Origin of the sequence: Pontibacter rufus, from assembly GCF_015694705.1 — a bacterium.
In the GTDB taxonomy this organism is placed as follows: Bacteria; Bacteroidota; Bacteroidia; order Cytophagales; family Hymenobacteraceae; genus Pontibacter; species Pontibacter rufus.
Genome location: NZ_JADQDR010000005.1, coordinates 56,999 through 81,631 on the forward strand (window position 1 = coordinate 56,999; position 24,633 = coordinate 81,631).

A 24,633-nucleotide genomic window follows, 5' to 3' on the forward strand; every position below is an offset into this window, starting at 1 on the left:
CGTGTAAGCGGCGGCCGTTGATGCTTACACAATGTTCGCAGACGTTTTTTACTTTACCTTTATCATTTCTGGTATTCCAGTTGAGTCATTAATGATATAATAGACTTTACTTTGCCCATAGTTATTAACTGGCATCTCACTTGTTCTATATTTATAGTTTAGTACAATTTGTCCGTTGTTAATATTTTCAATGAATGCCTCCGAACAGCAGAAGCTGGTAAGCGACTGAATATTTGCTTGCTGCCAAAGACCTTCTTTTTCGATGCTCTCGGGTGTAAACTCAAACTCATTCCATTTTCCATTTTTCAAATTCCCAACAATAATTTTGTCTGTGCCAATCCAGCCTCCTGTTTTTAAAATCAACCAGTTCTTATATCGTAATAGCTGCTCGTCCTTGTTCCATTCTCTCCCATAGTATGTTCCGCTACCAATGTCAATAATGCTGTCATTATTGGGTTTATACTTATAAGAAATATCGTACTGCCAAGAATGATGGTCTGCATTGTAAACGGAATTACAAATTAGTGTCCCACCAACTTTTTGTTTTATTTCTGCTTTGTCGTACTCTGTGTCAAAAGCTGTTGATAGACTGTAAATAAAAAGACCTATAAGTCCAACCAATATCACGATTGCTGTTAAGCACCCTTTTTTCACTTACTTTTCCTTAGCGAAGGTATAATTTGATAATTTAAATTATTCTATCTATAGTATGAGCAGTGTACCCGCTCTGGCGCCGTTAACCATATGGATTATATCGTCAGCATCTCCAATCTGCACGGCGCTTACACCCTGCGCTAGGGCAGCAAAGGCATTATCCAGCTTTGGTATCATTCCCTGGGTAATAATGCCGGCATCTTTCAGTTCTTTATACCTGGCTTCATTTATTTCATTGATGACGGAGGTATCGTCTGCGGCATCCTGCAACACGCCTTTCTTTTCGAAGCAATAAATCAGCTTTACCCGGTACATGGGTGCGAGCGCTGTTGCCAGCACAGAAGCGATGGTATCAGCATTGGTATTTAAAAGGCTGCCTTTCCCGTTATGCGTTAAAGGTGCAAAAACAGGTACAAATCCCTGCGCCAGCAGGGCCGACAGCGCTGTTGCATTTATACTTTCTGGCCCGGCCACATCGCCGGCAAAGCCATAATCGATTTTGCCTGCCGGGCGCTTTTGGGCCAGTATCAGGTTGCCGTCGGCGCCCGTCAGGCCTATAGCATTGCAGCCCTGTGCCTGTAGTTGTGCAACCACCTGCTTGTTTATCAGGCCGCCATACACCATCGTTACCAGATCGAGGGTGGCAGCATCCGTAATCCTGCGGCCGTCTACCATGTGTGGCGTAATACCCAGCCGCTGCCCGATGGCGGATGCAATTTTTCCACCGCCATGCACCAGTATTTTTAACCCTTGCAAAGCCGCGAAGTCAGCCAGAAAGCGGTCAAGCCGGTGGGCATCGTCCAGTATGTTCCCTCCCGTTTTGATGATGTGCAGTTCCTGCATGTCATGCTGTATATGCTTCATCTATGTTTTCTTATACTTCTGATAAGCATCGGAACAATATAGTGATGGTTAATCCTTTAGGTATAATGACCTATACTTATACTACCTATACTTCGTAATTATTGAGCAGTGTTTTTAATACTGCCTGCGCAGCATAAGTACGGTTGTTGGCCTGCTCCAGCACCAGCGAATTGGGGCCATCCAGAATTTGGTCGCTCAGCTCTACGTTACGACGTACGGGCAGGCAGTGCATTACCTTGGCATTGTTACTCACCTGCAGCTTTTCATTCGTCAGCATCCAATCCTGTGCATCGGGCAATACTTTGCCGTAGTCCTCGTAAGCCGACCAGTTCTTGACATATACAAAATCGGCATCCTGCAGGGCTTCCTGCTGGTTGTGCGTGATGGCAGCGCCGCGGGTAAACGTTTCCGCCAGTTCAAATCCCTGTGGCTGCGTAATCACCAGATCTACCGCTGCCCGGCCCATCCATTCGGCAAAAGAATTGGCCACGCACTGCGGCAGCGCTTTTATGTGAGGCGCCCAGGTAAGCACTACTTTGGGGCGCTTGCCGGCAGGTGTATTTTCTGTGATGGTAATGAGATCCGCCAGGCTCTGCAGCGGGTGCCGCGTCGCCGACTCGAGGCTGATGACAGGCACTTTGCTGTACCTGATAAAGCTCTGCAGCAGATTTTCGCTGTAATCCTCTTCGCGGTTTTGCAGTTTTGGAAACGAGCGGAGGCCGAGGATGTCGCAATATTGCCCCATCACAGCGGCTGCGTCTTTGATGTGTTCAACAGTGGTGCCGTTCATCACAGCGCCCTCCTGCGTTTCCAGCGCCCAGCCTTCCTTGTCGATGTTCATCACCATCACGTTCATGCCCAGGTTCACAGCAGCTTTCTGGGTGCTCATGCGCGTGCGCAGGCTGGGGTTCAGGAAAATCAGGCCAAGCGTTCTGTTTTCACCTAAGTGCTTATACTTGTAAGGATTTTGCTTCAGGTGCAATGCCTCCTTTACCAGGGCATCCAAATCCGTGACATCATGCACGGAAGTATAATTTGTCATATTTCCTGTAGTTGGGTTTTGCACATAACTGCCTCGAAGGCGGAGATAAATTTCTTTGCTTCTTCGGTTCCGATACACAGCGGGGGCAACAGGCGCAAAGTGTTTTTGTCGGAGGAGGTACCTGTAAAGATTTTGTATGTTTTGAGGAGCTGCTGACGCACCGGCGCACAAGGCTCTTCCAGTTCAACGCCAATCATCAGTCCTTTGCCACGTACCGCACGCACCCCCGGCATTTTTCGTAATTCTTCTATGAGCCAGCCGCCTGAATCCTGTGCGTTTTGTATCAGTTTTTCCTGATCCATTACTTCCAGCACCGCCAACCCCGCTGCACAGGCCAGGTAGTTGCCGCCAAAAGTAGTACCCAGCAGGCCGTGCTTTGCTTCTATGTCAGGATGGATCAGTACACCGCCTATCGGGAAACCATTGCCCATGCCCTTGGCCACTGTAATCAGATGGGGTTGTATGCCGGCATACTGGTGCGCAAAGAATTTACCTGAACGGCCATATCCTGACTGTACCTCATCCAGGATCAGCAAAGCGCCGACGTTTTCACAGCCTGCGGCAAGCGCCTTCAGAAAAGAGGGTTCCGGCAGATGCACGCCACCCACACCTTGTATACCTTCTACGATAACGGCCGCCAGTTGCGGGCCATGCTCCTGCAGCGCATCAGCAAAAGCCTGTAAGTCATTCAGGGGCAGGAAAATGACATTCTCTGTTTCATTGATTGGCGCAATGATACTGGGGTTGTCTGTAACGGCTACTGCTGCCGAGGTACGGCCATGAAACCCTGCTTTGAACGTGATTACTTTTTTGCGCCCGGTGTGGAAAGAGGCCAGCTTCAGGGCATTCTCGTTTGCTTCGGCCCCGGAGTTGCACAAAAAAAGATTGTAATCAGGATAACCGCTTATTTCGCCGAGCTTTTGCGCCAGCTCCTGCTGCAGCGGCATTTGCACGGAGTTGGAGTAAAAGCCAATATCGTAGAGTTGCCGCGCCAGCCGTTTTACATAATGCGGATGACTGTGTCCAATGGAAATTACGGCATGTCCCCCATAGAGGTCGAGGTAGCGGGTGCCTTTGTCGTCCCATACGTACATGCCCTGGGCGCGTACCGGGGTAATGTCGAAGAGCGGGTATACATCAAACAGGTTCATAGTTTCAGATACTAGATGTAAGAAGTTAAACAATAAATGAAGTACTTGACATACATAAACTTAATTGTTTATTGTTAAATGGTTTATTTCAAATGCAATCCGCTTCCGGGGCTGTAATATCACGGAAGTAAATCATACTTATCCCGGTTCAGAACCCGCCTGCCTTCAGTTTCAGACCAGCAGTTTCGTCGAAGCCAAAGAGCAGGTTCATGTTCTGTACGGCCTGTCCGGCAGCTCCTTTCAGTAAGTTGTCGATTATACTTGTGATAACCAGTTGCTGCCCGTGTTTCTGCAGGTGCAGCACGCATTTACTGGTATTCACTACCTGCTTCAAATCCGGTGTTTGTGCGCTCATCACTACAAAAGGATGGCTGCTGTAATATTGCCGGTAAATGTCCTGCGCCTGCTCCAATGTCAGGTCTGTTTCCAGGTAAGCAGTTATGAAAATGCCTCGCGCAAAAGGTCCGCGGTAAGGTATAAAATGGATGTCCGGCTGTGTTTCGGGTTGCAGCTGCTGCAGCGTTTTGCCAACCTCGCGCAGGTGCTGGTGCTCCATCACTTTATAGGTTGAAACATTTTCGGTACGCCAGCTAAAGTGCGATGTAGGGCTTAGTCCCTGGCCTGCCCCGGTGCTGCCCGTTATGCCGCTTACGTGCACCGCTACCGGAAGTAAATGCTGCTGCGCCAGCGGTAACAAGGCCAATTGGATAGCAGTGGCAAAGCACCCGGGGTTGGCTATATTCGAGGCATTTTGGATGACTTCCCGCTGAAGCTCCGGCAGGCCATACACAAACTCACGTCCTCCCGCGCTTACGATTGTGCCGGTTTTTGCTCCGTTCCAGCGGAAATCCTGACTTAAATCTATAATGCTGGTTGCGGCAGGTATGCTGTTGTTTTTCAGGTATTCAGCAGCTTTGCCATGCCCGGCGCAAAGAAACAGCACATCCACTTCATCATTGCTATCAGCTACAAAAGCCAGTTCTGTTTCGCCGAGCAAATCGGTATGCACGCTTGCCAGGGGCTTGCCGGCCTGACTGCCGCTTTGCGCAAATGCAAGTTCTGCCTGCGGGTGCTGCAACAGCAGGCGCAGCAATTCGCCACCGGCATAGCCCGCCGCGCCTATAACACCTGCTTTTATACTTGCTGCCATCTTAAAACTCCGTTCCGTTTATTTTGTGATACATCATCGTCTGGTTTCCGAAAATTCTGGCAAAGCCTTTTACATCATCGCCGCTCCAGGCATTGTTCATCTCGCCGTAGCTGCCAAACTTAGAAGACATCAGGTCATGATCCGACTCTATTCCTTCTATCTGCAACCTGTATGGCGCAAGCAGCACGTGTACTTTGCCGGTTACGTTTTGCTGGGTATCCTCCAGAAACGCCTCAATGTTGCGCATCACCGGGTCCATCAGCTGGCCTTCGTGCAACCAGTTACCATAAAAAGTAGCCAGCTGATCTTTCCAGTACAGTTGCCATTTGGTGAGCACATGTTTTTCTAAAGTATGATGCGCTTTAATAATTACCATTGGGGCGGCTGCCTCAAACCCTACGCGGCCTTTGATGCCGATGATGGTATCGCCAACATGGATATCGCGGCCGATGCCGAAGGGGGCCGCCTGCGCCTGCAAGGCCTGGATGGCCTGCACCGGGTTTTCGTATGGCACATCATCTATTCCCTTTAGCTCGCCCTTCTCAAAGATAAGTGTTACGCGTTCCGGTTCCTGTTTGGTAACAGCAGTCGGGTAAGCCTCTTCCGGCAGCGGCAGGTGCGACGTAAGCGTTTCTTTGCCGCCCACCGATGTGCCCCAGATACCTTTGTTAATCGAATATTGTGCTTTCTGATAATCCACCGATACGCCGTGCTGCTGTAAGTAAGCTATTTCCTGCTCGCGCGACAGCTTGTTATCACGGATGGGTGTCAGAATCTGAACATCCGGAATCATACTCTGGAAAATCATGTCGAAGCGCACCTGGTCGTTGCCGGCGCCTGTGCTGCCATGCGCTACATAAGCCGCTCCAACAGCTTTGGCATACCTGGCAATGGCCAAAGCCTGCGTTACCCGTTCGGCACTTACCGACAGTGGATAGGTACTGTTCTTCAGCACATTGCCAAAAATCAGGTATTTGATACTGCGTTGGTAGTAATAGTCTGTTTCGTCCAGCATCTGGTATTCCTTCACACCCAGGCTGTAGGCGCGGCTTTCTGTCTCCTGCAATTCCTCCTCTGTAAAGCCGCCGGTGTTTACCAGGGCAGCGTAAACCTCGAGCCCCATTTCCTGCTGGAGGTACTTTACACAATAAGAGGTATCAAGGCCGCCGCTAAAAGCTAAAACTACTTTGTTGTTCTTCATCTGTTAATGCTATATTATGCTAAATCAAGTACAAAAGCGCTAAAAAATCAGGATATCAGTTAAAGTATGGCAGGTGCCATGCCGCACCCGTTTAAACCTGAAGTTACTGTTATGCTGCTAGACTCCGGAAGCTACTTCCTTACTTTGTTTTCATATCCGGATTCGCTTGTATTCGGCGGCGTAAGGTAATCGAGTGAGGTAATGATGTGGTTTTCCTGTTTTTTCTCCTGTGCCGGATCGTAAAGCATGGCCGTACAAAGGCAGTTGCTGCGCCCTTTGGCCATCAGTATGTCGTAGTTCACGCAGCTTTTGCAACCCGCCCAGAAAGACTCATCATCTGTCAGCTCGGAATACGTAACCGGCCGGTAACCCAGATCGGAGTTGATTTTCATGACGGCCAATGCAGTCGTCAGGCCGAAGATCTTCGCATCCGGGTACTTGGTGCGAGAGAGCTTAAAAGCCTGCTGCTTGATGAGCCGGGCCAGCCCGCTTTTGCGCAGTTCTGGCGATACAATCAAGCCTGAATTGGCTACATACTTGCCGTGCCCCCAGGTTTCGATATAACAGAAGCCGGCCCAGCTTCCATCAGCGTGCAAAGCGATAACGGCCTTGCCCTCCAGCATTTTCTGCGCCACATAATCCGGAGATCGTCTGGCGATGCCGGTGCCTCTGGCTTTGGCAGAGGCTTCCATCTCGTTGCAGATTTGCAAGGCATAGATAACATGTTGCCCACTGGCAACCATGACGTTAAATGCAGGTTGGTTGCTCATAAAAAATAATAATATGCCTGCGCGGCACCGCTTAAAAAATAATAATAGAAAAATGAAACAGCAGGAAACAAACACAGCCATAAAAGCTGTATTTCGTGTTCCGTGAATCAGGAAGAATGTGTAAAAGAATGGCTACGAAAGGCAGCCGTGTCGAACCGGCCTAGGGCCTGAGTTGCGGAGAAGGCAGGGCCTGCCTATAAACTATCCTGCCTAAAAGGATAGAAAAACGCGCACCCTTTGCAGAAGGATGTTTTATCACAGCGGATGATAAAAATGGTTTTTTTTGCATTGCAGTAATTAATAATACAGGTTTTTGTACCTGTTTATAACACAAATGTTTCATTTAAATTCCGAAACATACAAGCTATTGTTGTAATTCCTGTTAAAATTTATATTTGTGTTTTATAAATTTACAATTTTAATGTTTTTTAGCCTTTATACTTTGCTTTCCGGTTTTGCAGCAAAAGCTTAACTTGCGGCATCAGGTTAAGGCGCTCCGCAGCCGCCAACGTATCAAAACACATGAAAAACATATCTGTCCGCGTATATATTGGCATACTTTTCTCCGCTATCGGGCTTGTTTCCCTGTTTCTGTCGCAGCAGGCACTTATTTCGGCAACATGGCTGAGCTTTGGCAATGGGCTTATACTTTCAGATCTGCGGTTTAATGGTGTGGACGAACACGGAAACGTATACACCAAACCCATCCCCAGGGCGCGTATTTATGCAGCTATATTTCTGATTGTCCTGGCCGTGCTGCTTCTGTTTCTGCAGGCTTATATAGATTTTGTTGGAACAGGCGCCGCGAAGTAGAATTAAATCCGGCTTTCCAGCACCAGGTTTACGTCAATTTCTTCGCCATTGCGGCGCAATCTCAGGCGCAACTTGCGGCCGGGCTTGCTCTCCAGTGTATCCAATACATCGTTCAGGTTCAGGTCGAAACAACTTTTACCGTTGATGGAGATCAGTTCATCGCCATTCTGCACGCCCGCCGCTGTAGCCGGCGAGTTGGGCACCACATTCGTTACCTCATAAAAATTAACACCTGGCAAGGGCGTGCTTACCTCAAAGCCCGACATGTTGAAGTGAAACGGCTCTTTATACTTGTTGTTGGGCAGCAGCAGCAGGCGCTTGTGCGGATAATCGAACACCACGGTAAAACGCTTCAGGATGTCGGAGCCCAGGTTGCCGTTGCGGTTGGCGATATTCAGCGCGGCTCTAATTGACTCCTCATCCGGATAAGAGGCAGGCAGGTTTTGCAACTCGTAACGGCCCATGCTAAAACCGGCAAGGCGGCCGATTTTACCGTTGATGTCGCCGCTCAGCCCGCGGCCCAGGAAAGCCTCCATCGTTTTGGGCGGCAGTTCCAGCCGCTCGTCTGTGGGCAGGTAAAGCGACAAGGTATGGCTGGCGCCTGTATCTACCACCAGCTTTACCTGCAGTGTATCGCCGTTATGCTGCCTGACATTGGCATAAATGTAAGCTTTGTCGTTTTCGATGTGCAAAGGGTATTCTTCGGCCTTGCGTTTCTTTTTGAGCCGCACATCCGGGCGGTATAGTGTAAGCGTTTTGCTGCTGTAATTTACTTTCACAATAAAATTCTTGAAGATGTCATACCCGATAATACCATGTATGGGCATGCCCATGCGGGTAGACAGATTAAAGACATCTTCCATCAGCACATAGATTTCCTGGTTTTCGCCTTTAATATGAGGTAATCTGAGGCTGTTTCCCTTGGAAATAATAGCTTCTATGGTATAGCCGGAGCCTAAGCCACGGATTTGGGTGCGGTTTGTCTGATTTAATTCCAGCGAATCAGAATAATAGAGGCGCGTGATGAGTGTGCTGCGCACGCCTGTATCCAGTATAAAGTTGAGGGAATTGGAATTATTGATTTTAACCGGAATAACAATAAGGTTGTGCACCAGCTTGAAAGGCAGGCGTATGCTTCTCCGGCCGGAAGTAAAATAAACGGTGTCGTGCCGGGCTGCGGGCTGCTGCGCGCTGGCGGACGGCAACAAAAGGAGCCAAAAGCAAAGCAACGATAGAAAACCAGGTAGCAGCATAAATCAGGGGAGTATAATACCGGCATAACGCTACCTAATATACGTAGAAATCTTCACAAAAAAAATCTGTAGGCCCTGAAATTCAGCTGATAAGGATTAAGCCCCGCGTATACTCACCGGATAAACTTGCTGGCGCCCGGAATAAACAGAAACAGGGCCTTTATTGGCTGATTTGAGTTGTGTTACGGATGCTATCATGATTAAAAAAATCGCGAGCGGCTTCCTGTTTTTGGCCCTGCCGCTTCCCCCCTGCTCTTCTGCAACGGCATGACCAGTGCAGGAACAGGAGCGTGCCGGATCACGTCTCCGTTTATACTTCCCATCAGCAGTTTTGTGAGGCCGCACCGCCCATGAGATTACAAAGCTTGCCCCATGCATACTTTATAATCTCAAGTGTATTATTCATCCTTTTGTCTTCGGTATTTAAAAGGGAGCTTATACTTAGCTAGTTTCTGATGCATATAGCCACGCCTTCTGCTGGCTTCGGATAATGAGGCTTCACCGGAAAAATAAGCATCAAAAATCTTGGGAACGGCAATACGCTGGGAGCTGTAAATGCCGGAATGGCCGCTGAAAAAATAGGCTGTGAAGCAGGCAACTGCAAACAACAGCACATGCTCACCCCCAAAAAGCTCCACGCCCATTACAGTGCAGGCCAGCGGTGTGTTGGTAGCCCCGGCGAACACGGCAATAAAGCCCAGCGCCGCAAAAAGGCTCACTGGCGCATCCAACAGCAACGAGAGCGTGTTGCCCAACGTGGCGCCGATGTAAAACAAAGGCGTTACCTCGCCTCCTTTAAAGCCGGTGGCAAGGGTTATACTTGTATAAATTGTTTTCCAGAGCCAGCTCCATGTATCCGCTCCCCCAGCCTCAAAAGCCGATGATACCGTGACAGCTCCCGGGTATTCCGGATCTACACCCAGGCTCAGGTAATCCGGCCTGCCGAGTATAAATGTTAATCCGACAATCACCAATCCGCCCAGCACCGGGATCATCCATTTATACTTAAATAGCTTTAGCAGGAATGTTTTGATTTCGTGCACCATACCCGCAAACAGGTAGCTGGCCAGGCCAAAAGCGGCAGCGGCCACAATTACTTTCACGAGCAGCAGCAAATCCATCGGCAGGTATTCTGACAGAAAGTAAGGCAGTTGCGGCAGCATATCGATATGATAGGCTGTATGCTGGACGCCCCAGGCAGACACAGCTACATCGCCGATAATGCTGGCTATGAGCGCCGGCAACAGCGCATCATACTGGATGCGCCCTATGGTGAGCACTTCCATGGCAAAAATGGCACCGGTGAGCGGCGTGCCGAACACGGCCCCAAAGCCGGCAGCTACGCCGGCTGTCAGCATCATGCGCATGTCCACGCCCCGGAGTTTGAACCAGCTGCCAAACATATTGGCAATGCTCCCGCCTATCTGCACAGCTGTGCCCTCCCGGCCTGCCGAGCCGCCAAAAAGATGCGTGATAACGGTGGTGATAAGAATAATTGGAGCCATTTGTTTGGGTATGCCGCCGCCTGGCGCATGAATCTCATCCATAATGAGGTTGTTGCCTTTTTCGGAGGACTTGCCAATCGATTGATAGATGAAATGAATCAGCAAGCCGGCGACTGGCAGCAGGTAGAGCAGCCAGGGATGCCGGAAGCGGTAATGTATGGCACTGTGCAACAGCCACAGAAACAGCGCCACCATACTACCGATTACCACGGCAACAGGTATAACCAGCAGCATCCAGCGAAACAGGTGCTTTATGATGGAATAATGCTCTAAAGGGATTCTTTTCGTTGGCATCTTACAAAATAGAAGTATAAAGAAACATCTGATTTAGACATGCAGCACAGCAATTGCTGTTTGCTGCGGTATAAAAGAAAGCATAAGAAGTGATTATAGTCCTTTTCTTCTGAACAGAAAGCAAAGGTGCGCTGGCAAAGGCCCTGCTTATCAGCAGTGGAAAATAAAGAAAAAGAAGAGATTGTTGCGTCCACCTACAATTCAGTTATACCACAGAAGGCCCTCTCCTGCGCATGTTAAATTGTAGGTGTCATTAGCTTTGCAGCGGTTTGTAAAATGGAAGACACCATTTCCGGAAGGCGAATATAGTTGTTTTGCAGATTGGTTAACCTATAAAAAATAAAAAAATTTGCTGGGTGCTTTTTCTGCACCCGATTTCAGAAAATCAGCACCAGGGTGCCTGCAATAATCAGCAGCGCGCCGGCAAACGTTTTGATCGTGAGGGTTTCTTTCAGGATAACGACAGACAGCAAAATCGTCAGCGCCACGCTCAGTTTATCGACCGGCGCCACCTGCGATACTTTTCCAAGCTTTAGTGCTTTGTAGTAAAATATCCACGAGAGACCCGTTGCCAAACCCGATAGAATCAGAAACCACAGGCTATACTTTGATATGGTATGAATGCCCTTTACTTCTCCCCTCGCCAGCGCTATCCCCCAGGCCACCACCAGAATCACTACCGTGCGGATAGCAGTCGCCAGATCAGAGTTCACATTCGACACACCAATCTTGGCGAAGATGGCGGTTAGGGCCGCAAAAAAAGCTGAAAGCAAAGCATATATCCACCACATAATATCTCATTTAAACGCCTGTAAGATACAATAAAATTTTCCGGATGTGCTGTTGTTTAAGACCAGCATCAGCTTAAGCAGAAACGGGAGCGGCTATACCTGTTTCTTCGCGTGCAGCCAGTTAGGGCCATCCGGCAGGCCAAATAGCATTCTGCTGATAAACCATACCAGGCGCTGCCTGAAACCCATAAAGATGTACCGGTTGCAGACTGCCAGGTATAGCAGGATCATCCCCCGCTTTATGTCATAAATACGGCTTCAGGGCCGCATATGGCTGCAGAAGACTTCAGGTAAAGAAAATTTCAGCTACCTTCGGGTATGGCCCTGTATTAAGCGATTTGGAAGATTTATACTTTCCTAATATTATCAAGTCACTTCCAGGTTGTTTCATCGCCGGATTATACTTTCAGCAGAAGGGTGTCATTGCTGTCTGGTTCGCACTGCTGCAATAGCTTCGCAAGTTGCAGCAACTGTCCTGTTAATACCAGCCTGTTTGCCGGACTAGGCGGCTTCCTTTCTTCCGTATACTACGTTAAAGATACCATATCAAAATAAAGAACAAGACATGGCAGAAAACAACAGCGTCCATTACGACATCTACACTCCAACCAACCAACAGGGACTTAACCGCGACGAGGTGATAGATTTCCTGTTCGAGCACCTGGATGAGTATGGTGACCAGCGTACGGATATAGCCAAGTGCATGGACTACGCCCTGTCTGAAGCAGAAGGTAAAGGTGGTTCGGTGCTGGTAGCCCGTGAAAACGGTGCTATAGTAGGCGCATTGATACTGAACAACACTGGTATGAGCGGATTTATACCTGAAAATATACTTGTTTATGTAGCCGTTCACAACAGCCAGCGCGGCAAGGGCGTAGGCAAAAGGCTGGTGCAACTGGCCGCCGACAATACCACCGGCAGTATAGCCCTGCATGTGGAGCCGCAAAACCCGGCACGGCATCTATACGAGAAGATGGGCTTCACGAACAAATATTTAGAATACCGATTAATAAGATAAAATGGCAGTTCTGAAACTGTGTAAAGATAAGTTACAACACAACTACAACTACCTCGACAATGCTTTAGCAGCGCATGGCATAGAATGGGGAGTTGTTACAAAGCTTCTGTGTGGCAACGAGTTGTTTCTGAAAGAAGTGCTGGCGCTGGGCGTTAAAGAGATTCATGATTCAAGGGTAACTAACCTGAAGGCCATTAAAAGTATGGCACCCGGGGTGCAAACGGTTTACATCAAGCCCGCTCCCAAGCAAAGCATTCCGGATATTGTAAGCTGTGCCGATGTGAGCTTCCAGACAGAGCTTGATATTATCCGGCTGATGTCGGAGGAGGCAGTCCGGCAGAAAAAGCAGCACAAGATCATTATTATGATAGAGATGGGCGATTTGCGCGAAGGCGTAATGGGCGATGATCTGGTTAGCTTTTATGAGCAGGTGTTTGAACTGCCAAATATCTCGGTAATCGGCCTTGGCGCCAACTTCAATTGCCTGCACGGTGTGATGCCTTCACAGGATAAGCTCATCCAGCTAAGCCTTTATACCCAGATCATAGAAGCCAAATTTCAGAAAAAAATTCCGTGGGTATCGGGTGGCACCTCCGTTACGCTTCCGCTCCTGTTCACACACCAGTTGCCCAAAGGCGTTAACCATTTCCGTATCGGCGAAGCTTTGTTTTTTGGACTGAACCTGTTTACCGGCGAAACCCTCGAAGGCATGTACGATGATGTTTTTGAACTGGAAACAGAGATTATCGAACTGACGGAAAAGCCGATGATGCCCAGCGGTGTGCTGGCCGTAAACCCGAGCGGCGAAAGCTTTGAAATAGATGAAAGCCTTTACGGCAAAACATCGCACCGCGCCATCCTGGACATAGGCCTGCTCGACATCAATCCAAAATTTTTACTGCCGCAGGATGAAAGCCTGATCGTAATAGGCGCCAGTTCCGATATGCTGGTGGTGGAGCTAGGTGAAAACACCAGCAAGTATAAAGTAGGCGATGTGCTGCATTTCAACCTCCGCTATATGGGCGCACTCAGCATCATGAATTCCCGTTACATCAGAAAAGAAGTAGTCACGGTGTAAAAGCTCCTCCATCGGTCAGTGCTACTGCTGCCATCAGGAAAGCTGTTTTTGACTGATTTTTTATATATTTGGGGATACGCCCAGCAACCCCGGACATGCACTACCACGACTACCAAGATCTCATTGAAAACAACCTTATCTGGATCCAGGAAAAGCTGGCGGAAGATAAAGCTTATTTCGAGAAACTCGCCCGGGGCCAGAAACCGCCTTTTCTGTTCATCGGCTGCTCCGACAGCCGTATGCCGCTCAACAGCTTTACCAAAACCGGGCCCGGGGAGCTGTTTATTCACCGCAACGTAGCCAACCAGGTATCGCTAACCGATATGAACCTGCTGGCTGTGCTGGAGTACGCCGTAGAAGTCCTGCAGGTACAGCACATCGTCATTTGCGGCCATCACGGCTGCGGCGGCGTAGAGGCAGCTTACAAGGGCAATGCCCGTGGCGCTGTGGGCAACTGGGTAAACCCCATCCGCGAGTTATACTTAAAAAACCGCCACGAACTGGATGCCCTGCCTACAGAACAGGAACGCCTGAACCGGCTGTCGGAGTATAACGTGATTGCGCAGGTGGAGAACATCTGTAAAACATCGGCCATGAACAGGGCCTACCAGTCGGGCGTTTTTCCGTCGGTGCATGGCTGGGTGCTGGAACTCACCAGCGGCCGTATCAAGGACTTGCCCCTGCCGCTGCAGGAATGGCGCGAACTCGGGCTGATGCCGTAGTCTGGACCATTGATTCTGATGGTTCGGGTGATTTATCCAGGCTTTTAATGGATGCAGCCAGACAGCCTTAACTTCGTAGCTGTTTAGAGCTTTCTTTTCTTCTCTGGCGCAAGCGTCCGCTTGTGCCTTTTGGGCTTCCATTTCAGGGCTATTTTCAGAAAGCAGCACCTTTGGCACAAGCGGACACTTGCGCCATGCAAGACTCCAGAAACAGGAATCATACATAAAGCCATATCAGTATAAAGTTTGAAAAATCTCTCAAACAGATCAAACTAAAGGTTCAGCCAATAACATCATCAGCAATTTAAGCTGGCTGCCTTTCAACAATCCGACAATTAACAATTATCTTAGCAGCTTGACCAAGAAGAAGCGCCTAGAAGTATAAACAAATGTCAATATACGATTTTAATCAGATAGAGAAAAAATGGCAGCAGTACTGGGAACAACACCAGACGTTTAAAGCCAAAGCAAACGACACCAAACCCAAATACTACGCCCTCGATATGTTCCCGTACCCGTCCGGGGCCGGGCTGCACGTAGGGCATCCGCTCGGCTACATTGCCTCTGATATAGTGAGCCGTTACAAGCGCTCCAAGGGTTTTAATGTGCTGCACCCCATGGGCTTCGATGCCTTTGGATTACCGGCAGAACAGTATGCCATCCAGACCGGCCAACACCCGGCCATCACCACCGAACAGAACATCCAGCGTTACATCGAACAACTGAAAAATCTGGGCTTTTCCTTCGACTGGGAACGCGAAGTGCGTACTTCCGATCCCGGCTATTATAAATGGACGCAGTGGATTTTCATGCAGCTGTTCAACAGTTACTACAACTACAACACGGATAAGGCTGAACCTGTTGAGGCGCTGGTAAAGGAATTTGAACAGAATGGCAACACCAACGTAAATGCCGCCTGCGACGAAGATACGCCTGCTTTTTCGGCGCAGGAATGGAAACAGATGAACGAAAAAGAGCAGACCGAAATGCTGCTCCGATACAGGCTGACTTACGTGGCCGAGGCTGTCGTGAACTGGTGCCCGGCACTGGGAACGGTGCTGGCAAACGATGAGGTAAAAGATGGTTTGTCGGAGCGCGGCGGCTATCCGGTAGAGCGCAAGCGGATGCGGCAGTGGATGATGCGCATCACGGCCTATGCCGAGCGGCTGTTGCAAGGATTAGAAGACATTGACTGGCTGGAGCCAATTAAGGAAATGCAGCGCAACTGGATTGGCAAATCCATTGGTGCTGAGCTCGTATTTGCCGTAGCTGATTCTGATAAAAAGATCGAGGTTTTCACCACCCGCATTGATACCATCTTTGGTGCTTCCTTCGTGGTGCTGGCGCCGGAGCATGAACTCGTAGAACAGATTACAACAGCAGATCAGCGTGCGGCTGTGGAGGAATATGTGGGCGTAGCCAAAAACCGTTCAGAGCGAGAGCGCATGACGGACGTAAAAACGGTAAGCGGCGTGTTTACGGGCGCTTATGCCATTAACCCTATTTCCGGTGAGCGCGCGCCTGTCTGGATTGCGGATTATGTGCTGGCAGGCTATGGCACCGGCGCCGTTATGGCTGTTCCGGCCCACGATACCCGCGACTACGCTTTCGCCAGACATTTTAATTTGCCGATTCCGCAGGTAGTGGAAGGCGGCAACGTAGCCGAAGAAGCGCATGCTGCCAAAGAAGGTAAAATCATCAATTCCGGCTTCCTGAACGGCTTGGAAGTAAAAGAAGCCATCAAAGCAGGTATCGCCAAAGCCGAAGAACTGGGTGTTGGTAAAGGCAAAGTAAACTACCGCATGCGCGATGCCGTGTTCAGCCGCCAGCGCTACTGGGGTGAGCCGGTGCCGGTATACTTTAAGGATGGCATTCCGCATCTGATAGAGGAAAGTGAATTGCCACTGGAACTGCCGAAGATTGATGCTTACCTGCCCACTGAAACCGGCGAGCCGCCGCTGGGCCGCGCCGTGGACTGGAAGTATAAAGGGCAGTATGAGTATGAACTGAGCACGATGCCGGGCTGGGCCGGCTCCAGCTGGTACTGGTACCGCTACATGGACCCAAAGAACGACGAGGCTTTTGCAGATCAGGACATCGTAAACTACTGGCGCAACGTGGATTTATACATTGGCGGCTCCGAACACGCAACCGGCCACCTGCTTTACTCGCGCTTCTGGAATAAGTTTATGTATGATTTAGGCCTGGTGCCAGAGCAGGAGCCATTCAAAAAGCTCATCAACCAGGGGATGATTCAGGGCCGATCGAACTTTGTGTATCGGGTTAAAGATAGTAATACATATGTGTCATCTGGCCTGAAAGACAAGTATGAAACCACAGCGTTGCATGTAGATGTGAATATCGTTGAGAATGATATACTGGATATTGAAGCTTTTAAAAGCTGGCGACCGGAGAATGCGGATGCGGAGTTTATACTTGAAGACGGCAAGTATATCTGCGGCGTCGAGATCGAGAAAATGTCGAAATCGAAGTATAATGTGGTGAACCCGGATGATCTGGTGGAGCGCATGGGCGCCGACACGCTGCGCATGTATGAGATGTTTTTGGGGCCACTGGAGCAGTTTAAACCATGGAATACCAACGGCATGGACGGCGTGAACAAGTTCCTGAAAAAATTCTGGCGGCTTTTCCACGACGAAAACGGCAACTTTGCTGTTTCAGACGAAGCGCCCACAGCCGCAGAACTCAAATCGCTGCACAAAACCATCAAAAAAGTAGAGGAAGATATCGAGCGTTTCTCTTTTAATACTTCCGTGTCAACCTTCATGATTTGCGTGAACGAACTCACACAGCTCAAGACAAACAAGCGCGCGGTTCTGGAGCCGCTCACGATTATACTTGCACCATATGCGCCGCATATTACGGAAGAAATATGGCAGCAACTCGGGCATCAGGAAAGTATAAGCAATGCTACCTTCCCGGAATGGAAAGAAGAATACCTGACCGAAGATACATTTGAATATCCAGTTTCGGTGAACGGCAAGATGCGTGCAAAAATAACTTTTGCCCTGGATGCGCCGCGCGATGCCATGGAGAAAGCCGTGGTACAGGATGAACAGGTAACGAAATTCTTCGAAGGGAAACCACCGAAGAAAATTATTATCGTGCCTAATAAAATCATCAACGTGGTGGTGTAATCGTGATAGTGTAATTATTCTTACTCAAATTAAAAGCGCTGAGGCCCGGAATATCATGTTCCGGGCCTCAGCGCTTTTAATTCTTTTATCTATGGGATTACTTAAAAATCACTCACCTGCCGGCGCTATTCTCTCATCAGCGCTCTTTATTGAATCCCGGACTTTTTCAAGCAAAGTCGTTAGTTGCTGTGCTTCCGACTGCGTTAATCCCTGCATCAGGGCATCAAGGTTTGGCAAATCGCCATCAATGCTGTCAAACAATTTCTTTCCTTCCTGGGAGATGGTAATGTTAACCAGCCGTTTATCTGATGCATTCTGCGCTACCTTCACCAGTCCCTTTGCATTTAATCTGTTCACCAGCCGCGAAGCATCCGACATTTTATCGAGCATTTTTTCGCGTAAAAACGATGTGGAAACCGGCGTAGGATACTGGTCATGCAAAATACGCAGTACATTGTATTGCTGCGAGGTAAGGCCATGCTTCTTAAAGAATTGCTCATGCCCATTGCTTATAAAACCATAGGTATACAGGATGCTGATACTGGCTTTCTGCCAATCGTTGCGGAAAGAAGACAGTCCTATTTCATGCTCTAGCTCCATACTATGTCCGAGGTGAGTTTAGTCAATAATAGTCATTTTTTTTTGATAACCCAATGTCGCAATACTTTTCATTTTTGCTGCAAAAGCTGATGCCATTGTTTATCAGGCGCACGAATGTCTTAAGAAGGCTGAAATGTTGCTTAAAAGCGAGGCAGAATTATCCGGGCAGAACTAACTTCCCTTACTTGTGATCCTGCAAATGTAAATCCCGCACTTGTTGCGGGGAATCTTGTCAGCAAGCTTTATACCTGCCAACTAGGTTTATCCAAAATGACAGCATCAGTTTATACTTCAAACCCTTTTAGTACAGGCCTATAGTATAGAACAAAGATAAAAATGCCGCTGCTTTTGCAGCATGGCAGCAAAAAAGCAGCAGCATCGGTTATGCTGAACAAGCCTGGCTTCAGTAATCCGCCATACATTGCCTGGCCTTTCTCAGGCGGGTAGCAAACAGGAAAAATAAGCAGGTCTGGAACACCTTACCTGCCTGAATTTAAAGATGTGTGATAATAAAGTAAACAACACCTGCCAGAAACATCAACATAGATATTTTGTTGATTTTATGCATGGTGCGCAGGTTGAAATTTGTTTTGCGGTTCGGGTCGTTCTTACGGAAAAAGTAAGTAGCAACCTCTGAGAAATCAAATAGTCCCTTCATGTTCTATATCGTTTTTATCTAACAGGAGCGCTTATACTTTAAGAAAGGAAGTTTAGGCGCTGCTTATACTTTAAACATCCGGAATCCGGAAAAGATTTACTTATACAGTACTTTGTTTGTCACTGATCTTGCTGTAAAAAACTTTACCAACCCGATTAATATGCATGGTTAAATCCGGCACTTTAATGGATGCATAGTTTACAAGATCAAAAGTATAAGGTAATTCCAGCAGCTCCAGCTTATTGTATAAACTTAAAAGTTCATCAAGCTCCAACGGAGTGCCTTTTAAAGCAAGATCGATATCAGAACCTGTTTTAAAATTGCCTTTGGCACGGGAGCCGAATATAATGGCTTCTTCTACTTCCGGAAAAGAAGCAAGCACTTGCTGTATACCTTTAACCTGCTCTTGTTCAAGTCCGAATAACATGCGAATATCAAAATATCAGGAGATCGCCCCTGGCCCATTACCGGTTTTTGCTTCTAATTTAATAGTAAGCGATTTTAATAGCGGATAATAACGGCTAAGTATAGCTGCTGCAATGTCTCTGGCTGTATCTTCATCATAGGTATGGGAAGTAAGCTCGCGGCTTTTTTTCATAGCCATCCAGCCATTCCCATCTTCAATGATGCCATTTTTAAAAGCCTGTTCAATTACCGGGCGCGGCCCTTTAACATCTACATACCCAATGTATTCTAAAAAATCCTGCAAGGTCTTCCAGGCAAGTTCATAGGTATATTCAAAACGTTGGATAAGCCCTTCTCTTTCCAAATCTGAATATGATCCCAGCTTAACAGCTTTTTCGAGCTGGGCAAAAGCTTTACTGAAGTTCTTAAATCGCTGCTGCCAGCGGATGTCATGCGTCATAAGCTCAAGTTATACAATAACCTTCAGAAAATAAAGCAGGCCATACTTCCTCAAGCTACTCTGCAGGCTGCAGCGGTTCAATCCACCTAGCATCCTCACGTATCAGGTTGATAAGTTCGTCTACAGCACGATCGGCAGGCACGGCTTTCTTTACTACATTCTGGCCGCGGTAAAGGGCTATTTTGTCTTTGCCTACTCCCACATAGCCATAATCAGCATCTGCCATTTCGCCCGGACCGTTTACGATGCAACCCATGATACCAATCTTCACGCCTTTCAGGTGGTCGGTCCGCTTGCGGATCATGGCGGTAGTCTCCTGCAGATCAAACAAGGTGCGGCCACAGCTGGGGCAGCTGATGTACTCCGTTTTGCTCATGCGGGTGCGGGCTGCCTGCAAGATGCCGAAACTCAGGTCATTGAATTTACCGATGGTTTGCAGCCATTCTGCTTTTTCCTGATCCGGCAGCAGTCCGGTGCTTAACATAATCCCGTCTCCGAGGCCGTCTATCAGCAAGCCGCCTACATCGGTGGCTGCATACAATTGCATTTCATCGGGTGTAAGCTGGCCGTATGCGCGCGTAATAACGCAGGGATTCTGCACGCCATTGTTCATCAGCCGGAAAAAGCATTTGCGCAGTTCCGGCATCGCATGCTCGTTTTGGGTCTGCAGCAGCAATACCGCTGTGGTGTCCTGCTTCAGGCGCTCCATCAAAGCAGCATCCATATCATGTATACCAAGCACTACAAAATTCAGCGTCGGATGCAGTTCTGTGGTGGCCATATATTGCGCTGCATTCAAAAGCGGAAGACGGTTATTGCGGTCTGCGGCGCCTTGCCACGCTTTGTAGTCCACGATTTCTTTCAGGCCGTTGGGCAGCATAAAACTTATCGGGTTGGCGCCGGTATAGATGTAATCGGCGCCCAGATCATTCATACTGAATTTATCAAGCAGCATGGAGTACAGGTGGCCCACACATTTCAAATCGGCATACTTCACGACTGTCAGGCGGCTTAAATCGGCTATTACACGTGGCACATTCTGTCCGCCCAGGTTCTCTGTCTCTGTCGTTTCGCGGCGATGGTACTGAAAGGGATTGATGGGAATATGGCAGACAGGTTCGATTGGCATTGCCTTTTCAGCCCGGTGTGTATAGCGGTCGATCAGTGCCTGCGCTACAGGCGCCTCTGCTTCCGGCGCTTCGGTCAGCGATACGCGCACAGTATCGCCCAGCCCATCTTCGAGCAAGGTGCCGATGCCTACAGCCGATTTGATGCGTCCGTCTTCAGCCTCGCCCGCCTCTGTTACACCCAGGTGCAGCGGATAAGGCTGCAGGCCTTCTTCGTCGAGTTGCTGCACCAGCAACCGGTATGCCTGCACCATCACCTGTGTGTTAGAGGCTTTCATCGAAATCACAATATCATAATACTGCTCTTCCTCGCAAATACGCAGGAACTCCAGCGCACTTTCTACCATACCCAGCGGCGTGTCGCCGTAGCGGCTCAGGATGCGGTCTGACAAAGAGCCGTGATTGGTACCGATACGCATAGCAGTGCCATACTCCTTACAGATGCGCACCAGCGGCACAAAGCGCTCCCGTATACGATCCAACTCCGCCTGGTACGAAGCATCATCATATTCAATAACCTGAAACTTCTTTTTATCGGCGTAATTGCCCGGGTTAACGCGTACTTTCTCTACAATGCGTGCGGCTACTTCGGCTGCATTCGGCGTAAAATGGATATCGGCAATGAGGGGAACTTTATAGCCGCGGCGCGCCAGCTCTTCTTTTATATTTTTCAGGTTTTCAGCCTCTTTTATACTTGGTGCCGTAATCCGGATATACTCACAGCCAGCTTCAATCATGCGGATACATTGCGCCACCGAACCCATGGTATCCATGGTGTCCACGGTGGTCATGGACTGCACCCGGATCGGATAATCGCCGCCTACGGGCACACCGCCAATATTTACCACGCGCGTTTTCCTGCGTATATATTCGGTAAGGCTGGGGCAATAAATTTTATTCATAAAACGTCAGCAGAAGCTATTGTTTAATTAACTAAAGTATAAGCGGCTTTGTTCAAAAAGCAGGCAGCGTAAAGTTAGCATCATTATTTTAAAACGCTGGTGCTGGCTGCCGCAATTTAAATCCCATATACTTAACCGATTTTCCATGATGCAGATACGTACTTTTCTTCCACAAGAACCGCACCTTAAACTACAGGCGCTGCAAGGCTGGAGCCGGCTACGGCAGGACCAGTTGCGCGAGGCTATACTTGTTACCAGAGATGCTGTAACAGATTTTATAAAACGGCAGGCAGCGCGCGGCGACTGGGCTGCCATTGAGCAGGTGCTGAAAGGTAAACCCATGACTAAAGCCGGCAGATTTTTGCTGACGGAGTTGCGTGGCCAGGTTGTTGCCAGCCTGATTCTGCGGTTGGGCCTGCGCCGGGTAATAGCCATCGGACTGGCGGCCATTCTGCTGCCGCTCATACTTGCCAAAATAGCGCAGCAGGTAATCACACGGGTAAAGCGGCAGCCGGCAGAACCCCACCAGTAAGTATAAGAAGTAAATTGTAAGACTTACAGCTTCAGCGCCAGTCAGAGTGTCAGCTTTGCCTGCTCCACATAAAGCTGCAGTTCCGGGAAAAAAGCAGCAAAGTCGGCAGCATACAAGTCATAGTTTTCACGGAGCTCTTCCGCTCCTGTCTCCATACCCGAGACAAATGTTGTACGCCGGCTCAACCCGACCAAAGCCTTTTCTATGCCTTCGATGGCCGCATAAGAAAGCAGCCAGTTGTACTGCACCATGTGCGGGAAAAAGGCCTGCACCCGCGGCGGCAGCAAATCGAAGCGGCGGTTGATAAGGCCATAAATACGTCGTGTATAGGCTTCCAGGGATTCCGGCGCATACTGCTCGAACCGGCTGGCCAGGAAATGGTCGAAAAAGATATCAGAAACAACGGGCGCATACTTTTTATACTTTGGCCGCAGCCTTGCATTGGTTTGCGCCACAACCGCATGCGTGTCGGTATAAGTGTCGATGAGGCGGTGCAGCCGGATGCCTTTGGCGATGCCTGCGGAGTAAAGTTCTAACTGCTTTCCTTTCACTGCATCGGCTATAAAATTGCCGAACAGCAGGTCTTCGGCTTCGCCGGATAAAAACGCATGAGCCAGGAAATTCAAGATAAGTAGATTTGAAAATTGACGATGTATAAATTTGAAAATGAAGCACCGGTGTGCCGGGCTTTGCTAAATGGAAGTATGTCGTTTTAATTTATCTCACTTGTTAAAGGAAGATTAGAAGTGTAAACAAACAAGTTCCGCGATATGTTTTGACATAAAAATGAGGCTCCGGCTGCTCTTGCCGCAGTATGAACCCTGCGTTTGCCGCCGCCGTAATCAAAACTATACACAAGAAATAAAACTATGAATAACGACCAAAGTACGCAGGAAAACCTGGAGAAGCTAATAGGCTTTATTAAAGATATTGACATTGCTATGATGAGCACCATCGACGCGGATGGCAGCATCCGCAGCAGGCCCATGCAAACGCAGCAGACGAAAGCAGATGGCCTGATATGGTTTTTTACAGGCTATGCCTCAGATAAGACACACGAACTGGAGAATGATGCCCATGTAAACCTCAGCTATGCCAGCCCTGACGACAACCTGTACGTGTCGGTATCCGGCAGGGCAACCCTGTCTAAAGACAAAGCTAAAATTGAAGAACTCTGGACTCCGGCTATGAAAGCGTGGTTTCCCAAGGGCAAAGATGATCCGAATATCGGCCTGATTAAAGTTACCATCAACAAAGCAGAGTACTGGGATGCACCGAGCAGCACCATGGTGCAATTGTATGGTATGGCCAAGGCCGCCCTGACAGGTGAGCGGCCGGACGCGGGCGAAAACAAGAAAATTAATTTATAATTGTTTGAAATTCAGCCAGGTATGAGGGCAAACAAAACGGCGCCTGCTCTGCAAGAATGTAGGGCAGGCGCTGTTTTCATCAGAGCGCGTTTCGGTTATAACACTGCTTCGGCATCATAATGCAGATGACGGCACAACTTGTCGGGAACGCTCCGGCAAAGAATACAAATCAAATGCCACTCCTTTTTTCAAGGAGGGACAGGAATGGGTTATTTATACTTCATTTTCAGATATGTTCTGTCGCTGCCTATCGGCAGGATTACAATTATTGCTGAAGTATAAAATACCTGCTGAACAATTTGCCCCGGCAGGTGTTTTTGTGTGATTTGCTGCCTATCTTCATCATCAGAAAAATTCTTATACTTTGCCACATACTTTAGTACCTGCCCGGCTTACTACGCTTACCCTTTTCGGAATCCGGAGCGGACATATCCGCTGGGGCCTGGCACAGATGGGTACTTCGGTGCCGCACCTGCGCCAGGTGCCGGGTCTCCTTTTCTTTAAATTACTCGGAAGCGGACAGGGCAAAGGTTTCAGCATCAAACCAAATTTCCGGCGCTATGGCCTGCTCTGCACCTGGGACAATGAAAATGCTGCGGATGTATTTCTGAGTTCGTCTGAGCTGATGCAAACGTACCGCCGCCATACCGACGAAATCTGGACAGTGAAGCTGCTGCCTTACCAGGCACATGGGCAATGGGACGGGCAGGAGCCGTTCGCACCAGTGCTGGCGGAAAAGTACAGCAGCGGCCCGGTTGCCGTGCTGACGCGGGCAAGTATAAACTGGCGCTCGCTTCCGGGCTTCTGGCGCTTTGTGCCACGCGCCAGCAAAGCGCTTGATGCAGCCTCAGGGCTGATTTGCTCTATCGGTTTGGGCGAGCTTCCTTTCTTCAGGCAGGCGACGTTTAGCATATGGGAATCGGAGGAGGCCATGAAGCAGTACGCCTACCGCAACACAATGCATCAGGAAGTAATGCGGCGCACCCGCTCCGAAAACTGGTACAGTGAAGAACTTTTTGCCCGCTTTAAACTTGTCGGCAGCGCCGGAACCTGGGCTGGTGCCGATCCGCTGGCCTTATACTTGCCGGAACCCATGCGTGAAGTATAAGCAGGGA

25 protein-coding genes and 1 riboswitch are annotated in these 24,633 nt (G+C 48.9%); of the genes, 8 read left to right on the forward strand and 17 right to left on the reverse strand.

Translation table 11 applies throughout. The features are described from left to right. Positions 1-48: 48 nt before the first annotated feature. The 7 genes from I2I11_RS09885 to I2I11_RS09915 all read right to left on the reverse strand — a co-directional run bounded on the left by I2I11_RS09885 (position 49) and on the right by I2I11_RS09915 (position 6,832). Positions 49-654: a hypothetical protein gene (locus I2I11_RS09885; protein ID WP_196267545.1), complete on the reverse strand. Its 606-nt coding sequence runs from the start codon at positions 652-654 to the stop codon at positions 49-51. A gap of 48 nt (positions 655-702) precedes the next feature. Further along, positions 703-1,518: an acetylglutamate kinase gene (gene argB, locus I2I11_RS09890; protein WP_230680046.1), complete on the reverse strand. Its 816-nt coding sequence runs from the start codon at positions 1,516-1,518 to the stop codon at positions 703-705. Between the two features lie 85 nt (positions 1,519-1,603). Beyond that, on the reverse strand, positions 1,604-2,560 hold the full coding sequence (locus tag I2I11_RS09895) for an N-acetylornithine carbamoyltransferase (RefSeq protein WP_196267546.1): 957 nt from the start codon (positions 2,558-2,560) through the stop codon (positions 1,604-1,606). Continuing rightward, complete coding sequence (locus I2I11_RS09900; RefSeq protein WP_196267547.1) at positions 2,557-3,711, reverse strand: aspartate aminotransferase family protein; 1,155 nt, start codon at positions 3,709-3,711, stop codon at positions 2,557-2,559. The genes I2I11_RS09895 and I2I11_RS09900 overlap by 4 nt, the downstream gene beginning before the upstream one ends. Positions 3,712-3,859: 148 nt before the next feature. Then, positions 3,860-4,861 carry an N-acetyl-gamma-glutamyl-phosphate reductase gene (gene argC, locus I2I11_RS09905; RefSeq protein ID WP_196267548.1) on the reverse strand — a complete coding sequence of 334 codons (1,002 nt, stop codon included), beginning with the start codon at positions 4,859-4,861 and terminating at the stop codon, positions 3,860-3,862. Position 4,862: 1 nt separating this feature from the next. Continuing rightward, complete coding sequence (locus I2I11_RS09910; protein ID WP_196267549.1) at positions 4,863-6,062, reverse strand: argininosuccinate synthase; 1,200 nt, start codon at positions 6,060-6,062, stop codon at positions 4,863-4,865. A gap of 131 nt (positions 6,063-6,193) precedes the next feature. Beyond that, on the reverse strand, positions 6,194-6,832 hold the full coding sequence (locus tag I2I11_RS09915) for a GNAT family N-acetyltransferase (RefSeq protein ID WP_196267550.1): 639 nt from the start codon (positions 6,830-6,832) through the stop codon (positions 6,194-6,196). 522 nt (positions 6,833-7,354) lie between these two features. Between I2I11_RS09915 and I2I11_RS09920 the strand changes: the two genes are divergently transcribed. Further along, on the forward strand, positions 7,355-7,645 hold the full coding sequence (locus I2I11_RS09920; protein WP_196267551.1) for a hypothetical protein: 291 nt from the start codon (positions 7,355-7,357) through the stop codon (positions 7,643-7,645). 2 nt (positions 7,646-7,647) lie between these two features. Here I2I11_RS09920 and I2I11_RS09925 read toward each other — a convergent pair whose 3' ends face one another. The 4 genes from I2I11_RS09925 to I2I11_RS09940 all read right to left on the reverse strand — a co-directional run bounded on the left by I2I11_RS09925 (position 7,648) and on the right by I2I11_RS09940 (position 11,719). Next, positions 7,648-8,898, reverse strand: a complete 1,251-nt coding sequence (locus I2I11_RS09925) for an aspartyl protease family protein (RefSeq protein WP_196267552.1) — start codon at positions 8,896-8,898, stop codon at positions 7,648-7,650. Positions 8,899-9,296: 398 nt separating this feature from the next. After that, entirely contained in the window at positions 9,297-10,697 is a 1,401-nt protein-coding gene (locus I2I11_RS09930) for a voltage-gated chloride channel family protein (RefSeq protein ID WP_196267553.1), read from the reverse strand. 237 nt (positions 10,698-10,934) lie between these two features. Then, positions 10,935-11,000: riboswitch (Fluoride riboswitch) on the reverse strand. A 74-nt stretch (positions 11,001-11,074) separates the two neighbouring features. Beyond that, complete coding sequence (locus I2I11_RS09935; protein WP_196267554.1) at positions 11,075-11,488, reverse strand: EamA family transporter; 414 nt, start codon at positions 11,486-11,488, stop codon at positions 11,075-11,077. Positions 11,489-11,581: 93 nt separating this feature from the next. Next, a complete protein-coding gene (locus I2I11_RS09940) occupies positions 11,582-11,719 on the reverse strand; it encodes a hypothetical protein (protein ID WP_196267555.1) in 138 nt (45 codons plus the stop codon). 334 nt (positions 11,720-12,053) lie between these two features. Between I2I11_RS09940 and I2I11_RS09945 the strand changes: the two genes are divergently transcribed. The 4 genes from I2I11_RS09945 to leuS all read left to right on the forward strand — a co-directional run bounded on the left by I2I11_RS09945 (position 12,054) and on the right by leuS (position 17,464). Continuing rightward, complete coding sequence (locus I2I11_RS09945) at positions 12,054-12,506, forward strand: GNAT family N-acetyltransferase (protein WP_196267556.1); 453 nt, start codon at positions 12,054-12,056, stop codon at positions 12,504-12,506. Between the two features lies 1 nt (position 12,507). Continuing rightward, entirely contained in the window at positions 12,508-13,584 is a 1,077-nt protein-coding gene (locus tag I2I11_RS09950) for an alanine racemase (RefSeq protein WP_196267557.1), read from the forward strand. Between the two features lie 95 nt (positions 13,585-13,679). Continuing rightward, positions 13,680-14,306: a carbonic anhydrase gene (locus tag I2I11_RS09955; RefSeq protein WP_196267558.1), complete on the forward strand. Its 627-nt coding sequence runs from the start codon at positions 13,680-13,682 to the stop codon at positions 14,304-14,306. Positions 14,307-14,695: 389 nt separating this feature from the next. Beyond that, the gene (leuS, locus tag I2I11_RS09960; RefSeq protein ID WP_196267559.1) at positions 14,696-17,464 is read left to right on the forward strand and encodes a leucine--tRNA ligase; all 2,769 of its coding nucleotides are present in this window, start codon (positions 14,696-14,698) and stop codon (positions 17,462-17,464) included. Between the two features lie 108 nt (positions 17,465-17,572). On the opposite strand, the gene I2I11_RS09965 is transcribed toward leuS, so the two are convergent. The 5 genes from I2I11_RS09965 to ispG all read right to left on the reverse strand — a co-directional run bounded on the left by I2I11_RS09965 (position 17,573) and on the right by ispG (position 21,616). Further along, positions 17,573-18,064: a MarR family winged helix-turn-helix transcriptional regulator gene (locus I2I11_RS09965; protein ID WP_196267560.1), complete on the reverse strand. Its 492-nt coding sequence runs from the start codon at positions 18,062-18,064 to the stop codon at positions 17,573-17,575. A 493-nt stretch (positions 18,065-18,557) separates the two neighbouring features. After that, a complete protein-coding gene (locus I2I11_RS09970; protein ID WP_196267561.1) occupies positions 18,558-18,722 on the reverse strand; it encodes a DUF6728 family protein in 165 nt (54 codons plus the stop codon). Between the two features lie 100 nt (positions 18,723-18,822). After that, the gene (locus I2I11_RS09975) at positions 18,823-19,149 is read right to left on the reverse strand and encodes a nucleotidyltransferase domain-containing protein (RefSeq protein WP_196267562.1); all 327 of its coding nucleotides are present in this window, start codon (positions 19,147-19,149) and stop codon (positions 18,823-18,825) included. A gap of 15 nt (positions 19,150-19,164) precedes the next feature. Beyond that, positions 19,165-19,587: a nucleotidyltransferase substrate binding protein gene (locus tag I2I11_RS09980; protein ID WP_196267563.1), complete on the reverse strand. Its 423-nt coding sequence runs from the start codon at positions 19,585-19,587 to the stop codon at positions 19,165-19,167. Positions 19,588-19,642: 55 nt separating this feature from the next. Beyond that, a complete protein-coding gene (ispG, locus tag I2I11_RS09985) occupies positions 19,643-21,616 on the reverse strand; it encodes a (E)-4-hydroxy-3-methylbut-2-enyl-diphosphate synthase (protein WP_196267564.1) in 1,974 nt (657 codons plus the stop codon). Positions 21,617-21,761: 145 nt separating this feature from the next. Here ispG and I2I11_RS09990 point away from each other — a divergent pair, with 145 nt between their 5' ends. Further along, positions 21,762-22,148 carry a hypothetical protein gene (locus I2I11_RS09990; RefSeq protein WP_196267565.1) on the forward strand — a complete coding sequence of 129 codons (387 nt, stop codon included), beginning with the start codon at positions 21,762-21,764 and terminating at the stop codon, positions 22,146-22,148. Between the two features lie 41 nt (positions 22,149-22,189). Here I2I11_RS09990 and I2I11_RS09995 read toward each other — a convergent pair whose 3' ends face one another. Beyond that, positions 22,190-22,774: an acyl carrier protein phosphodiesterase gene (locus I2I11_RS09995; RefSeq protein WP_196267566.1), complete on the reverse strand. Its 585-nt coding sequence runs from the start codon at positions 22,772-22,774 to the stop codon at positions 22,190-22,192. A 243-nt stretch (positions 22,775-23,017) separates the two neighbouring features. Here I2I11_RS09995 and I2I11_RS10000 point away from each other — a divergent pair, with 243 nt between their 5' ends. Together I2I11_RS10000 and I2I11_RS10005 are read left to right on the forward strand one after the other, a co-directional pair. Then, positions 23,018-23,518, forward strand: a complete 501-nt coding sequence (locus I2I11_RS10000) for a pyridoxamine 5'-phosphate oxidase family protein (RefSeq protein ID WP_196267567.1) — start codon at positions 23,018-23,020, stop codon at positions 23,516-23,518. 364 nt (positions 23,519-23,882) lie between these two features. Then, entirely contained in the window at positions 23,883-24,626 is a 744-nt protein-coding gene (locus tag I2I11_RS10005; RefSeq protein ID WP_196267568.1) for a spheroidene monooxygenase, read from the forward strand. Positions 24,627-24,633: the final 7 nt, after the last annotated feature.

Excerpts from the sequence above, each read along its gene's own strand:
- argB (WP_230680046.1), bottom strand. The coding sequence starts at position 1,518 with ATGAAGCATATACAGCATGACATGCAGGAACTGCACATCATCAAAACG.
- I2I11_RS09895 (WP_196267546.1), bottom strand. The coding sequence starts at position 2,560 with ATGACAAATTATACTTCCGTGCATGATGTCACGGATTTGGATGCCCTG.
- I2I11_RS09900 (WP_196267547.1), bottom strand. The coding sequence starts at position 3,711 with ATGAACCTGTTTGATGTATACCCGCTCTTCGACATTACCCCGGTACGC.
- argC (WP_196267548.1), bottom strand. The coding sequence starts at position 4,861 with ATGGCAGCAAGTATAAAAGCAGGTGTTATAGGCGCGGCGGGCTATGCC.
- I2I11_RS09910 (WP_196267549.1), bottom strand. The coding sequence starts at position 6,062 with ATGAAGAACAACAAAGTAGTTTTAGCTTTTAGCGGCGGCCTTGATACC.
- I2I11_RS09915 (WP_196267550.1), bottom strand. The coding sequence starts at position 6,832 with ATGAGCAACCAACCTGCATTTAACGTCATGGTTGCCAGTGGGCAACAT.
- I2I11_RS09920 (WP_196267551.1), top strand. The coding sequence starts at position 7,355 with ATGAAAAACATATCTGTCCGCGTATATATTGGCATACTTTTCTCCGCT.
- I2I11_RS09925 (WP_196267552.1), bottom strand. The coding sequence starts at position 8,898 with ATGCTGCTACCTGGTTTTCTATCGTTGCTTTGCTTTTGGCTCCTTTTG.
- I2I11_RS09930 (WP_196267553.1), bottom strand. The coding sequence starts at position 10,697 with ATGCCAACGAAAAGAATCCCTTTAGAGCATTATTCCATCATAAAGCAC.
- I2I11_RS09935 (WP_196267554.1), bottom strand. The coding sequence starts at position 11,488 with ATGTGGTGGATATATGCTTTGCTTTCAGCTTTTTTTGCGGCCCTAACC.
- I2I11_RS09940 (WP_196267555.1), bottom strand. The coding sequence starts at position 11,719 with ATGATCCTGCTATACCTGGCAGTCTGCAACCGGTACATCTTTATGGGT.
- I2I11_RS09945 (WP_196267556.1), top strand. The coding sequence starts at position 12,054 with ATGGCAGAAAACAACAGCGTCCATTACGACATCTACACTCCAACCAAC.
- I2I11_RS09950 (WP_196267557.1), top strand. The coding sequence starts at position 12,508 with ATGGCAGTTCTGAAACTGTGTAAAGATAAGTTACAACACAACTACAAC.
- I2I11_RS09955 (WP_196267558.1), top strand. The coding sequence starts at position 13,680 with ATGCACTACCACGACTACCAAGATCTCATTGAAAACAACCTTATCTGG.
- leuS (WP_196267559.1), top strand. The coding sequence starts at position 14,696 with ATGTCAATATACGATTTTAATCAGATAGAGAAAAAATGGCAGCAGTAC.
- I2I11_RS09965 (WP_196267560.1), bottom strand. The coding sequence starts at position 18,064 with ATGGAGCTAGAGCATGAAATAGGACTGTCTTCTTTCCGCAACGATTGG.
- I2I11_RS09970 (WP_196267561.1), bottom strand. The coding sequence starts at position 18,722 with ATGAAGGGACTATTTGATTTCTCAGAGGTTGCTACTTACTTTTTCCGT.
- I2I11_RS09975 (WP_196267562.1), bottom strand. The coding sequence starts at position 19,149 with ATGTTATTCGGACTTGAACAAGAGCAGGTTAAAGGTATACAGCAAGTG.
- I2I11_RS09980 (WP_196267563.1), bottom strand. The coding sequence starts at position 19,587 with ATGACGCATGACATCCGCTGGCAGCAGCGATTTAAGAACTTCAGTAAA.
- ispG (WP_196267564.1), bottom strand. The coding sequence starts at position 21,616 with ATGAATAAAATTTATTGCCCCAGCCTTACCGAATATATACGCAGGAAA.
- I2I11_RS09990 (WP_196267565.1), top strand. The coding sequence starts at position 21,762 with ATGATGCAGATACGTACTTTTCTTCCACAAGAACCGCACCTTAAACTA.
- I2I11_RS10000 (WP_196267567.1), top strand. The coding sequence starts at position 23,018 with ATGAATAACGACCAAAGTACGCAGGAAAACCTGGAGAAGCTAATAGGC.